General features: G+C 41.6%; 10 protein-coding genes. 3 read left to right on the forward strand and 7 right to left on the reverse strand.

Annotated elements, in window-relative coordinates:
- Positions 1 to 170 precede the first annotated feature (170 nt).
- The 5 genes from WBJ10_RS07685 to WBJ10_RS07705 form a co-directional block, all read right to left on the reverse strand.
- Complete coding sequence (locus WBJ10_RS07685) at positions 171 to 1,877, reverse strand: amino acid permease (protein WP_424288960.1); 1,707 nt, start codon at positions 1,875 to 1,877, stop codon at positions 171 to 173.
- 213 nt (positions 1,878 to 2,090) lie between these two features.
- Positions 2,091 to 4,493 carry a hypothetical protein gene (locus tag WBJ10_RS07690; protein WP_424288962.1) on the reverse strand — a complete coding sequence of 801 codons (2,403 nt, stop codon included), beginning with the start codon at positions 4,491 to 4,493 and terminating at the stop codon, positions 2,091 to 2,093.
- A 1-nt stretch (position 4,494) separates the two neighbouring features.
- A complete protein-coding gene (locus WBJ10_RS07695; protein WP_424288964.1) occupies positions 4,495 to 5,667 on the reverse strand; it encodes a DUF4249 domain-containing protein in 1,173 nt (390 codons plus the stop codon).
- Positions 5,668 to 5,673: 6 nt separating this feature from the next.
- Entirely contained in the window at positions 5,674 to 8,427 is a 2,754-nt protein-coding gene (locus WBJ10_RS07700; protein ID WP_424288966.1) for a TonB-dependent receptor, read from the reverse strand.
- Between the two features lies 1 nt (position 8,428).
- Entirely contained in the window at positions 8,429 to 9,154 is a 726-nt protein-coding gene (locus WBJ10_RS07705; RefSeq protein ID WP_424288968.1) for a hypothetical protein, read from the reverse strand.
- 275 nt (positions 9,155 to 9,429) lie between these two features.
- Here WBJ10_RS07705 and WBJ10_RS07710 point away from each other — a divergent pair, with 275 nt between their 5' ends.
- The 3 genes from WBJ10_RS07710 (at position 9,430) to WBJ10_RS07720 (ending at position 11,678) form a co-directional block, all read left to right on the forward strand.
- Positions 9,430 to 9,849, forward strand: coding sequence for a hypothetical protein (locus WBJ10_RS07710; RefSeq protein ID WP_424288970.1), 420 nt, complete (start codon positions 9,430 to 9,432; stop codon positions 9,847 to 9,849).
- A 113-nt stretch (positions 9,850 to 9,962) separates the two neighbouring features.
- Positions 9,963 to 10,241 carry a hypothetical protein gene (locus tag WBJ10_RS07715; RefSeq protein WP_424288972.1) on the forward strand — a complete coding sequence of 93 codons (279 nt, stop codon included), beginning with the start codon at positions 9,963 to 9,965 and terminating at the stop codon, positions 10,239 to 10,241.
- 750 nt (positions 10,242 to 10,991) lie between these two features.
- The gene (locus WBJ10_RS07720) at positions 10,992 to 11,678 is read left to right on the forward strand and encodes a phosphatase PAP2 family protein (RefSeq protein WP_424288974.1); all 687 of its coding nucleotides are present in this window, start codon (positions 10,992 to 10,994) and stop codon (positions 11,676 to 11,678) included.
- Between the two features lie 335 nt (positions 11,679 to 12,013).
- Here the strand turns inward: WBJ10_RS07720 and WBJ10_RS07725 are convergent, their stop codons facing one another.
- Complete coding sequence (locus WBJ10_RS07725; protein WP_424288976.1) at positions 12,014 to 12,670, reverse strand: hypothetical protein; 657 nt, start codon at positions 12,668 to 12,670, stop codon at positions 12,014 to 12,016.
- Between the two features lie 42 nt (positions 12,671 to 12,712).
- A partial coding sequence (locus WBJ10_RS07730) for a M3 family oligoendopeptidase (RefSeq protein WP_424288978.1) occupies positions 12,713 to 14,163 on the reverse strand: 1,451 nt, incomplete at its 5' end.

The raw sequence follows: 14,163 nt of genomic DNA on the forward strand, positions 1-14,163 counted from the left end.
GGACTAGACATCAGTTTCGTAACGATAGAGAGGGTACCGCTTATTGTGTCATCGCAGGATGATAATGGGTTGACGAGGCTTAAAGGAAATGGAGAAGGGAGAGTTGAGAGTTGAGAATGGCTTGCCAACGAACAAATGAACTTTTATTCTCCATTCTCAACTCTCCATTTTCAATTATTGTTAAGTTTACTTTTACGATACCCATAAAAGAAATAAATAACCAAACCAAGCCCCAGCCAAATTAAAAACCTTAACCAGTTGGTATACCCCAGCTCCGTCATTAAATACAAACAGCTTAGCATCCCTAAAACAGGTATCAGCGAAAGCTTTTTAATAAAGCACAGTACCGACATGGTCACTGCGGCAATCATAAACAAGAAATAAGGCAATCTGTCTTTGTAAACATGCCAGTCGCCATCATAAGTAAAGAGCGATAAAATCTGCTCTCTGAAGACGATAAAAATGGTGATGAACAAAAGGGGAACTATGTACCTGCTGTTAACATAAGGGATCCGGAACCGCTTGCGATTTTGATCGGTAATCGGTTCTTTAGGCAATAAAAGAACTCCGCCGCAGACCAGTACGAATGCGAAAAGAGTACCGATACTGGTAAGATCCGTTACTTCTGTCAGATTCATAAATAAGGCTGGAATTGCTACCACACAACCCGTAACCAGCGTTGCAAAGCCTGGTGTTTTGTATTTAGGATGGATGCTGGAGAATTTCTTAGGCAGAAGACCGTCGCGGCTCATGGCCATCCAGATACGTGGCTGGCCCATTTGAAAAATGAGTAATACACTTGCAGTGGCTATCACGGCACTAACTGAGATCACGTAGCTTATATTTTCCAGTCCCACATTTTTGAAAACAAAAGCCAGTGGATCTTCCACCTGTAAGTATTTGTAGTTGACCATCCCGGTAAGGACCAGTGCGACAAGTATGTAGAGTACAGTACAGATGATTAAGGAATAGATCATTCCCTTTGGAAGGTCACGTTGAGGGTCTTTACACTCTTCTGCGGTTGTCGAAATAGCATCAAATCCGATATAAGCAAAGAAAACCCCGGACACGCCCTTCATCATTCCTTCAAAGCCATTAGGCATAAAAGGATCCCAGTTAGCAGGCGTAACATAGAAGAAGCCAAGAAGGATCACACCTATAACAACCCCAACCTTTAAAAAAACCATGGCATTTGTGGCTTTTTTCGTTTCCCGGATACCAATGTACACGAGATAGGTGATCAGGAAAACAATCCCAAGTGCCGGGATATCAGCAATCAGTTTAAAATTTCCAGATCCGGGAGCTGTATTCCAGGCTTCTGCAGCATACTTCACTTTATCAGTTATAGCAATCAGGTCTGCACCTGGAGTCGTAACCAGAGTATGTGCCTTAGCGGCAGAAAGGTAGTCCATGGTGAGATAAGCCGGCATGTGAATATTAAACCCTTCCAGAAGATTGGTAAAATACTCACTCCATGATATCGCCACAGCTATATTGCCGATAGCATATTCCATTAAAAGATCCCATCCAATTATCCAGGCGATAAGCTCGCCGAATGAAGCATAGGCGTAGGTATAAGCACTTCCCGCCACAGGAATCCGCGAGGCAAATTCTGCATAACAAAGAGCAGAAAAGCCACAGGTGACGGCAGTTATAACAAACAGAATACTAACCCCGGGCCCGCCATTAAAGGCAGCATTCCCAATGGTCGAAAATATGCCGGCTCCAATCACCGCAGCTATTCCCATCAATGTCAGGTCCTTTACATTCAAAACCCTTCGCAAGCCACTATCCTCAGACTCAGCATCTGAGAATCCCGCCTGGCGGTCCTTCATAATAAGGTCGATTGATTTTTTTCGAAAGAAGTTAGAAGACATAGGAAATTGGTTGATTTTTTTCAAACATAAAAATTTATTCGGACTGATAGGGGGGAATTAAATTGATTAAGGATTATAAGTTTAGACTTTATTGTATCGAAGCATTATTTGAGCAGTATATCCTTAAAATAAATTTCTCTGCCACCCGATAATTTTCTGTTCTTTCAGACATGGATTAATTAACTTCGATTTACGTAGGTACTTCTTTCACAATTATTTTACCATAAAACTCCCATGGCCACTACCCGCCAGACCGCTGTTGGAAATTCCCTGAATGATGATTTTATAGTTACCCTCCTGGTCTGAAGTGTAAAAGCTTAATTTTGCCTTGCCTGATTCATCCGTTTGAACATCGGATTCCCAAAATAGAAGATCTCTGAAATCAGGTAGGCGGCTCTTTAGTTCAGTTTCTGTGGCGTAGATGGGAGAGTAAAATTCTCTTTTAAGCTGCAATCCTTCATAATCCAGAACTACAGATCGGGGATCGATTTCGAAGCCAGCGAGGTCGCTTTTGTAGGATTTGAAGTTAATTATGCCTTCTACCACCTTCTCGTTTAATAAGTACCTGTGGTTTACGATATCGATCGTTTTGATTTTCAATGGGTCAAATGCTACAATTTTGTCGGCATCGAAGAAAGGCACACCATCGACCATTAAAAAAGCAGCCTGATCATAAAAGCCCTTTTGATCGCTCATACTTGCGCGTATAAATGCTTTCTTTTGTCGCTGCAGTAAGGAAATTTCTAGAATATATTCCTTCAGAACTTCTTCCATTGTAGGAAAGCGGGTATAATCATCCAGATGATAACTAATATCAGCGGTGCCATAAAATGCCGTGCTATCAATCGCAGGAGAATAGAATCGATTACTACGCTGAGCGTATATGTCTCGGACCTGCTTGTTTATATAGTAGGTATTCAATCTTTGGGACGAAGCTTGATTAAGACTGAGTGGTGGAATGCGCTTTTCCGAGAAACTCTCTGAAAAAGGATTTATGATATTTAAGCGGTATATGCTGTCTACTGCGAAATTATTAGAAATTACAGCCTCATTGGACCCATAGAGGTCTTTTGTGAAAAAGGAGATTCTACCCTGTGTATCGCTTTTCCCCTGATATACCTGAACTCTCGAGCCAGGTATACTTAAGTAGGTGCCAATACCATTTGCTGGCAGTCCGTTTTGGGTATTTACCAGCGTTCCGTTAATTATATGACCCTGGTATTCTGGTATAAAGGTAAAGGAAGCCTCCTTATCGCTTATTATTTGATCCCAGTTAAATCGCCGCCAGCCCTGGGTTAGCATGAGTTGATCGAGTGCTTTGTTGCTTGCAGGACTTTCATCCCGAAGATATTGATCTGCGTTGTTTATAGGTCCTTTTAAATCTGAACTCAACCATAAATATGTAAGAATTTGCTGGTGAGTAAATGAGGGGAGCGAATCCTGGCGGTAAACTGCTACGGATACATGAGCAGGCAGGGCCTTGCCAGCAGGGTCGATTGATGTAATATCAATATCTATTTTTTTTCTCAAACCAAGCTGGTTAGAAGAGGGGCGAGCCTGCAGGTTTAATTTGTTTTTTGGGTGTTTGAAATACAATCGCTCAGCGACGGGGCGTTTATTATGATCAAAAATTGTTAGGTGTGAGATGCCGTCTCCAAGCAGATCTTTTTTGATATTGAATGTCAAAGTATTGCCTTTGAAAGCAGCACTTACCACTATTTTTAGTTTCTGGCGGGTGTGGACTAATAAATAGATAGTTCCACCTCCTAAATCTGCAGTTTGGTCGACACGAATCTGAACTTTCTCCGGGTTGTTCTCCCTTACATTCATCACGTACCCGGCACTTAAAATTTGAGGCAGTTCCCTGGTGAATTTTTGATTATTAATAAGCAGCACGGAGCGGTATTGTTTCCCACTTTCCGGACTGAAATTAAATTCTCCGATCCCGTTTCCCGAAGGCTGGAACCTGAGCAGAGTATCATTATTTTGATCAATGATGAATCCGCTTACAATGAACGCGCGCGTATCGGGGGCATTCACTTTAAAGGCCACCTTACTCATCAGGTTTTCGACTAAGTTTCCGCCTTCAGGAAAAAATTGAATGTCGGGAACAAAGCTGGTTGGGGTACTGTGATACGGTAAACTTTTATCGTAATTTACGATGCTGATAAGTTCCTCGAAATAGTAATCTGCACTGTAATTCCTCATCCAATTCGTATACGCCCGGATCTTGTAATTGCCAGAGTTCAATGATGATGGAAGCACGAATGATCCATTTCCAAAGCCATTTTTTACAGAAATCTTGGCTTGCAATACCGGGGTTTGGAGTGAATCGAGTATCTCAACGTAGGCAACTTTGCTAAGGTCTGAGGGCTTATGCGTGCTGCCGTCTACGACATAGGCTTTAAACCACAGCAGATCGCCGGAATTATAAAAGCTTTTGTCCGTGTGAAGGAAAATCTTCTCCTGGTAGGCTTTATTAGTAAATTCGGAAAATCTTGCTTTTAGGTTATCTGCAACTGTAGTCTGGGCAGAACATTCCAGGTTGGTGTAAACAATTACAGCTAATGCAAATGATAAACATTTAAGATATTTAGCGACTATAAGATATCTCATATTATGGCCAGAACGTGGGTTTTATGTTTGTGCCGCCTTTCACTCTGCAATCCACACATTCTTTGCGAGCATATGTATAGGATATTATTCCTTGTCCGGGTTCTCCATAGGGCTCTAGTGGAATTAGATCGCCGGATTTAAATAACTGAGCCGCCCTGCTTGCGAAACTAACTATCGGTTGAACAATAATTCCATCAATTTCACATGCATCAGGTGGGGGTGGCGACAAATAAGAAGGTGAATGAAAAGGAAAGTTGTTATTGCTAAAAAATAACCGCTTACTGGTAACACTTGAAGCGCTGATGTAACCAATTACTGGCTCTTTTTTGTTAGATATACACTTTATATTTCCACTTGCCAAAGAGGGCTGGGGATCAAAAATAGATCCTAGTTGTTCGGTATTTTTTTTAAGTGTCTGCCAATATTCATAGGCATCTTTGGTTAAGGCATATTGTCTTGCCAGGATACTGTATCCAAAAGTTACTTTGCCAGTTTCTGCTGGGATGAACGTCAAGGGATTGTCTACGATAACATCCGAAGATAAGTTGGCAGAAGAACCAAGGATAATGTCATTTGAGAAATTAGTCCTCCAGCAATAGAAAATTTGATTTCCCGGTAACCTACGTTCCAAAGACCCACTGATATATTCTATAGTCGAGTTATAAAGAGATGCATATCTCCAGGTTTCATCGTATTCCCAACGGTAATATTTTGTTTTATTGGAACCATCATGGGTGTTGGAATAAAACTGAACACCGTCGTTCCGGATCTTAAAATTTAGGCTATCTATTTCCGGGGTTTGCAATGCGTCTACGAAATCGGACAGGTATTCGGAGGAAGTAGTTTTAATTCTAACACGATACTTTTTGCCCGTGGTTAATCCAGCAGCTGAAATCGTATATTTCCCCGGCGATGATTCGCGAAGTATAAAACTCCCATTTTGCTCGTTCTCCACGAATACTATTGCACGCCGCTCTGGAACCGTTTTAGTAGTGTCTTTTAAATTGGTACTGCGGCTCAAAATTATATTTGTTTCTCCACCAATGTTGATGAATCCTTCAACCACTAAATAGCTTTGAGCGTCGGCAACAGCTGGCGGATTATAAGGCTCCTTACATGCACTCCCCAGAATGATCAGGGTGAAGTAGAATATATTTTGTAACACTTTGTTCATTCTATTCTAAAATCTGATATTATAATTTACAAAGGGCATGGCAGAAGCGAATATGGAGAGCTGGTAACCTCTGATTGCGCCGCCCTCAGATGTGAAATACGTTGAGTAGGCATTATTGCGTCCGGTGATATTATATATTCCTATAGTCCATGAATTATGTGTTAGCTGCCTGACCTTATGATTTCCTTCAATATTCATTGAAAAATCTGTGCGGAAATAATCAGGGATCCGGTAGGCGTTTCTGTCTGAATACAATACCCTTTGGGAGCCGGCGTACATATATTTTGAAATAGGCAAGGTTATCGGTCGTCCGGTGCTGTAAAGAGCGTTGACTGAAATACTAAAACGATGCGAGAAGCGATAGTTCCCGATCAGGCTTAGATCATGCGGCTTATCGTAGTTGGCAGGATAATAGCGTCCGCCGTTGATTTGCTGACCACCTAGTTCATCATCCATTTGAAGCAATGTCCGGGAGTAGGTATAGCTCAGCCAGCCATTCATTTTTCCAGCCGATTTCCTTATCATAAACTCTGCTCCGTAAGCTTTTCCCCGGGTATTCAGTACTTCAGTTTCGATATTGTGATTCATAATCAGCGAAGCACCACTTTTATAATCCAGGAAATCCTGGAGGCGTTTATAGTATACTTCTACCGATGTTTCGATGCTATTCGATTTTAAGTTCTTATAAATCCCGATGGAAACCTGATCGCCAAACTGTGGCCTGATATTCGGATCGCTTAATCTCCAGATGTCCGTTGGAGCTATAGAAGTCGTATTGGACAAGAGATGAATATATTGCCGCAGCGTATTATACCCTGCTTTAACCGAAAGATCATCATTTATTGAATATCGTCCTGATAATCTGAATTCCGGGCCCTGATAGTTTTTTATGAATTCCCCTTTGTCGTAGGTTTTCACACCTGTGATGCTTGACTCCTCTCTGGGAGAGCCTGATATATATGTGTTTACCTGCTGTGGTCCTAGATAATTGTACAACGAATACCTGACTCCATAATTCAATGAAAGTTTCTGATTCACATCAAAGCGATCTCCAATATATACAGCGCTTTCCAATGCCTGCTGGGCATCGAGCCTGTCCGGCTTAGTTAATGATGCCTCATTTAATGGCTGAAAATTCCCAGGGTTTAGCTTATAATAGATCGAACCAAAGCCCAGATCAATGGTATGCCTGGGGTTGAGGTACCAGGTAAAGTCCGACTTAAAGTTCGATTGATTCACATTGAAGTCAAGCTTATAGGAGATCGTTGGAATTTCATTTCCTGAGATATTATACCCGTAAAAATCCTTCCCTGTTGTGAATACCGCATTTAGTTTATTACTAAAAACATGACGCCATTTCAACGACACATTTTTATTATTGTAAGCATAGGAAGTGGTATCCTTATTTAAACTGAACTTGTCGTTACTCAGATAGGTGGTTAGAAAAAGAGTATTTTTTTCGTTTACAATATGGTTGATTCCAAAGTTCAGATCGTAGAAGGATGCTCGGCTGTTGTTGTACTGTCCAGGCAGCAGATCAAGCATCCAATTAGAATAGGTTGTTCTCCCTCCAAGAATAAGTGAAGTCCTGTCCTGAACTATCGGACCTTCAATATTTAATCGGCTCGTGAGCAGTCCAATCCCAGCTGAGCCGGAGAACTCTTTTTTATTTCCTTCACGTGTATGAATATCAAGCACGGACGACAGGCGCCCTCCGAACCTGGAAGGGATACTGCTTTTATAAAGCTCAATGTCTTTGACCACTTCAGGATTAAATGCGGAGAAAAATCCGAAAAAATGAGACGGATTATAGATTGTTGCATCATTAAATAAGATCAGGTTCTGATCGGTTGAGCCGCCTCTCACATTAAATCCAGAACTTGCTTCACCTACAGATTTCACACCCGGAAGAGTTAGTACCGCTTTTATAACGTCCGCTTCGCCAAACACCGCGGGAATCTGCTTGATGTTTTTTATAGTTAATTTTTCTACACCCAGCTGAACACGTGTGACGTTTGCAGCTCTTTCTGAAGAGACTATCACTTCTTTTAGAGCCAATACCTGTTCCTGAAGTTCGACATTAAATTTTCCATCAGAGTGAACTATGATCTGATGTTTGCGCTCTTTCATGCCAGAACCTTTGATATAAAGCACATGCTGGCCTTTGGGGATACTCAATGAATAATATCCGAATTGGTCTGCCGTTGTCCCGCTCCTTGGACTTTCAATATAAACGGAGGCTCCTGCCAGTGGTTCCCCGGTTTTTATATTTCTAATGGTGCCACTCAGCGTGGCCATACCTGTTGAACTGCCGGTTTTAATTCCAATGGTGTATAATTTATTTTCGAGGGTGGCATTTATTACTTTATCATCAACTGCTAAGGGATTGGCGGCTTCAGGCTTATAAATTTCGGATACTGAATTATTATTAGATAGAAAGCCATCAGGTAACCGGGTCTCAACCGCCTTGTTTTTGCTTAGAAAAACGTTCGAGCCGTTTATGGCATATTTTAGATCGGTATTTTTAAAGGCCAGACCCAGTACTTCTGTAAGAGTCTTTTTGTCCACCGTAATATCAACTTTAAGAGTATCCAGATCCGAACCTTTATAATAAAAACGATAAGAAGTTTGAGCTTCAAGCTGCAAAATAAATTCTGTCGCCTGCAAATTGCTGAAAGTGCCGGAAATCAAGGCTTCCTCTTTAACCTGGGCTTGCGTATGAGTTATAATAAGTAATAAAATGATCGTAAGATATCTCATATTACTTACTCAATTGATCATGATATAATGCAATACTGACCATTGCCTTCTCTGGATTTTCACGGAATATTATTCCATTTTTGCGCAGATGCTGGTTAATTTCAGCCTTGCTAGTTTCTAAAAGCTTCGCGATTGATCCAAGCGTTTTGACGGGATGTAAGGTTGCGTCTTTCATGAAGTAATACTCATCTGCCGGGATAAAACTGGCTTCGCGGCTGGTATTATTAATCTCCTTAATCTCTTTCTTACGCTTCGCCAGAACAGCGAGCCCTTGGTCGTATAACAGGTCATAAAACCCTCCGCTGCTTTCTTTGTTCAGACTATCAGTTTGGAGATAAATAAACTGGTGTTGGTGAATTCTGAAGCTTTCGACCTTTTGCTTTACCAGGCTTAGCTTGTTCTGCAAAAGGAAATTAAGTACTACAACTTCATCTTTCTCCACGTCGTAAAGCATCTTAACGTTATTAAACTCAGCGCCATCGTAAGTGATGTTGCCTTCCGTCCAGACATTTGTTTCAAAGAAAGGGTGACCCTTGGTCCTTGGATTAGTAGAAATGTATTCCCTTCCATTGTTTAAGCGGGATTGAGCAGAATTGGCTTTTGCGAAAAGCGATCGGGCAAATGCGGAACTTAGGGTGTCAGCGGAAAGGGAATTCTGCGCGCATACAGGTAAGATAAAAGCGCTCAATATACCAACACATAGTAATTTCAATATAGATTGATGCATTAGAACAGTAAATTGATTTCCTATAGATGTCAGTAAATCAAATATATAAATAACGACATATATTTTAATATGGATTGGCAATTCATTTTTGTAAGGGAAGGGGAAGAGATGTCCGCCTCATTTGAATCGAACCTATAATAAGTTTAATATTATGATCACTAAAGTAACTCCTAGAAGTGCGGAGCTGGTTGAGTTAACGATAACAATCCCAGCCCCAAGGAAAACCTCAGAGAATGTAAAAATTGCGAAGGTAGCTGGGATGTTAGTGATCACAAGTGCTAGCGGCAAACTTACCTGGAAGTGAGCCTGCTGTGGAAGTAGCTTTACTTAAACCTGCTGAGGAGCAAAAGGGGGTTTCTCAGGTAGAAAAATTGGAAACTGCTGAACACGCTGATAGTTCCGTGCCCCGGACAGGGATTCCTTTAATATGGCCCTGGGGAGAAACCCAATTATATATAGCAGGTTCTATTATTGCCTTGCTGCTCCTTAAGAGGGCATCCGCAATGTCGGACTATATTATCCGGGGATTCGGAAAGGAGGTACCGCCGCATGGTGCAATAACTGTAATCATCATTCTTTTTGTCTTCCTATTTTATGCTTTTTTATTGTATTTGCTTTTCTTACTGGGAAGGTGGGTATTCAGAACAATGCGAAGGTATGAAGTAGTTAAAAAGGAAGATATAAGCAAAATATAAGCATCGCTTATACGATATAAGCAAAATATAAGCAAATGCTTATACGATATAAGCACGTATAAGCACGGTTTTCCGAAAGACTCTTGAAATTTGTGGTGTACAATGCATCGCAAGTGTCGGAAACTGAACAAGTCATATTGCTCCTGGTTAAGGTTAATAAAAACCTGAAAAAGCTTCGTAAGCAGATGAAGCGGCGACCGAAAATGCGCGGTCGTCACTACCGTCCTGAAGACTGGGGCCTGATGCAGGAAGTCCTTAAAAAACTATCCATAAGCAAAAGCACCCTTTACCGTTACCGCGACCAGAAGAAGGTTAGATGGGAGCAAAAGGGTGGAATTTCTTATTACTATCTTCCCGACCTTCTCAAGCTTAAATACCCGTGCATGAAATAATTGCTTTTCGGTACTTGTCCGCCATGTTTTCGGCTATTCTCTGACTCTTTTCCTATACAGATTCGCTATAGCACCGCTACAGCTCCGGTATCTCTCCAAAGTTTTACTGCTATTTTTCCGGTGTTTTTTCGCTGTTTCTTCGCCCGGTGTTCGGCCGGTCTTCGCTATTTCTTCGGTCCGCTTCGGTATTTCTTCGGTCAGGCTTCGTTCGGGGTATCTTCCAAAGCCGGTTTTCCTACGCCCCGGCTTCGGCAGGCTGCGTCGTATTTCAAAGCCAGACCGAAGGGGAATTGGAACACAAGCATTAATCATTCGCATTTATCTAAAACCTGCTTGGAATCTGTCTGCATTCACAAACTGTTAGCCAATGGATGTGGAAGATGGGATCAATCACCAGATCCACTCCCGGAATCGTCTCAGAATCGTCTCATTTCGTCTCAATTCGTCTCAACATTTGGGCTTTCCCGGGCTTCTGCTCATGTTTGTGGTGTACTATTACACAACAGAATTATTAACCCGTTAAAAACAAAGAAAAATGGAAAGAAGTAGAAATGGGCAATGCAGCCTTCTCCGGCAAGCCAATTATCTTATGATTCACAGGAACAACGGCTGAAATTGATTTAATAAGGCGGCCTGGTAAACTAACCTTTAAATAAACCGTTATGAAACTATAAACCCAAGCAAAATTAACAAGTATCCAATCCCTTAGGAATAGGCACCCCTGCAGTAAAAATTATTAGTTTTGAAAATATGCGGAAAATAGAGCGAAAAAGCTTCGGCAATCTCCTTAGAAGGCACCTCGCCTTTATCATTCCATTTATAATAATGGTGGTGATATGCCTGTACATCTATCTTACAAATTCTAAGATTGAGATATTCTTATGGACGAATATTCGCCATACTCCCTTTTTTGATGAATTTTTTAAAATTAGTACTTATTTAGGCGATGAATTCTCCACCATCCTGGTTTGTATCGGGATGTTGTTTATCAAATACCGATATGCTGTGCTTACTGCTCTTGCTTATCTCTATTCTTCAGTAACCGTGCAGATCCTGAAGAGGATATTTGACTCGCCCCGGCCAAGCAAGTTTTTCGAGGGTTTAAATCCTATCCGGACCATTGAGGGATATCCTTTATATGAAATCAATAGTTTTCCTTCCGGACATAGTACCAATGCTTTTACTCTTGCTGTGGTTCTGGCCTTTATTCTCCCTAATTTAAGGTACCATTGGGTGATTATCCCGCTTGCGGTTCTTACTGCTTTTTCTCGCGTGTACCTCTCACAGCACTTCTTCCAGGATGTTTTTGCGGGAGCGGTGTTGGGTGTTGTCCTCACTTTCCAACTGATCTGGTGGCTGGAAAATACGGAGTGGTATCATTCACCGAAATTGGACGGGAGGTTGTTGAAAGGGAGGTTTAGGGGGCACTGGCAATAGGGGAAGTGAATTACGAATTACGAATTACGAATTGGGGAAGGTCAGAATGGAGGTTAAAGGTTTAGATAAAAAGGAAGGGGAACTGAAAACGGAAAACTGAAAGTTGAAGGAGACGTACCTTGCCTGGGAGTGCAATCAATAAGATAATTGGGTATTACCATTTCTCGCTCCCTGAGTTTTTTTGCCATCTCAGGTTATCTTTTCCAAAACAGATAAGAGACCTGCGATTTTCTTGATATCTAAAATTAAGAAAGGATTTGTGCGCCCAGCCTCTGCGCCCAGAATTCTTAATTCGTAATTGTCCCTTTTCTGCGCCCAGAATTCGTAATTCTTAATTATCCCACCTTCTTTTTTCGAAGCAGAAAAAAAGCCAACCCAATTAAAACAATCCCCCCAGGTATAGCCAAGTACAGATATGATTTGCTTGCGGCATTGTTTTCATTGATTTCTTCGCTGGTGTATTGATCCGTTTTGTCAAGACTTTCGTTTACTTCAATAGAGTTGAAAAACTTCTCTTTTTCAGGCACTGCAAATTGATTGTGAAGATCCTGATAAAGGAACTCGAAGATGTATGTTGCGTTATTGGCATGGAGAAGTCTGAAATTACGGTATAAAACACCGCTGCCGGTATCGATCTGAAGGGTAAAATCCTTTACCTTTAATTCACCAAGTTTGCCATCTTTTTCATCTTTTATGAGGGATCCGGTGGATACTGTCCTTACATTTTTGATGTAATCATCATAGTATTTTTGGAGATGCTTGTCTTTTTCAATGTCAGGGGTCGACAACTCATCATCCATAGTCTTGAAAATAAGTATAGTTCCCCACGGACTTACCGCAACAAGACTATACTTTTCGTCCTTATCTGATTTCGTAAAACCTTTCGGAAGCTTCACAGACACGGTGCTGTCGATAGCAACCGTTTCCCAAATCTGGGAGTAGGAAGTGGTGGAAAAGATAAAAAAGGCGAGGAGAACGAATATTGATTTCATGAGCGGGGATACGCAATAAGCGTGCCCTATAAGTGGAGAATCTCAACTCTCCACTTTTCCAAGTTCTCCCTTCACAAACTCCGCCAACTCTTTCACATACGACGCACTAAAATCAAATTCAATACCCGCTGTTTCGTAGATTTCCTTGATTGTCCGGGTATAGCCAAGCTTTAGGGCATTCAGGTAATCCTGCAGGCCTTTTTCGGGATTGGTTTTATAGTTTTTCCAGACGGCGATTGCGCCTAATTGTGCGATGCCGTACTCGACATAATAAAACGGGACTTCAAAAATGTGAAGCTGTTTCTGCCAGAGGTTGGCCAGTGCTTCAGGCTGGTCGGACCAGTCTGCAAAATTATTTCCAAAAGGTTCGAAGATCTTTTTCCATGCTTCGCTTCTTTCTTCGCTGCTATGATCTGGATTGGTATAGATCCAATGCTGAAATTGGTCGACCACCGCAACCCAGGGCAATGTTTTCAGGACATCTTTTAACTGATCCTTTTTGGCACGTTTCAGGTCCTCAGGATTATCAAAAAACACATCCCATTTATCCATAGATATGAGCTCCATACTCATCGAAGCGAGCTCTGCTACTTCTGAAGGAAGGTGTTTGAAATCATTGAGTTCAAGGTCGGCGGAGATAAAAGTATGCAATGCATGTCCACCTTCATGGACCATGGTAGTCAGATCACGGAAAGTGCCCGCTGAGTTCATAAAAATAAACGGTGCACCGCTTTCGGCCAGGGGATAATTATATCCGCCCGGGGCTTTGCCTTTACGGCTCTCGACATCAAAAAAACCATTGGCCTTCATGATTTCCAGTCTCTCACCGATATAAGGATTTAAGCCCTGAAAGCATTTAATAGATTTCTCAATCAGTTCCTCTCCAGTATTGAAAGGTTTTAACGCGGGTTTCCCGGAGATATCTACATCCATATCCCATGGCATTAAAGCTTCTAAATTCAGGGCTTCTCTACGGGTTTCGGCTGAATCACGAAGAATAGGAACAATTTCCTTTTCAATGGCTTCATGGAATTTATAACAATCCTTAGCCGTATAATCAAAACGCCCCAATGCCTGGAACATATAATCTCTGAAATTCTCGAAGCCAGCGTTCAAAGCAACCTGGTGACGCAGTTTTAAAAGGACATTGAATAACTCATCCAGTTTATCTTTATCCTGAAGCCGGCGGGCAGTGATTGCCTCCCAGGCTTCCTGGCGGATATTTCTGTCGGTATCTTTTAAGAATACAGCAGCCTGCTCGAGTGTATATTCTTTTCCACGAAGGGTCACCGACATCGCACCGGTAATCGCCTGGTATTTCTGCTGCTCCACCTGGATTTGAGTCTGCAAAGGGATGTTTTCTTCGCGGAACAGCTCCAAAGCTTTTTTGATGCCCCGGGTATAAACGAAATACTTTTTCTTTTCAAGTTTATCCGAAAACTCACTCTCTATGAATTTTTTGTTCAAATCATTATTCAGCGGCGCGATCTTAG

Origin of the sequence: Daejeonella sp. (assembly GCF_049655485.1) — a bacterium.
Taxonomy (GTDB): domain Bacteria; phylum Bacteroidota; class Bacteroidia; order Sphingobacteriales; family Sphingobacteriaceae; genus Daejeonella.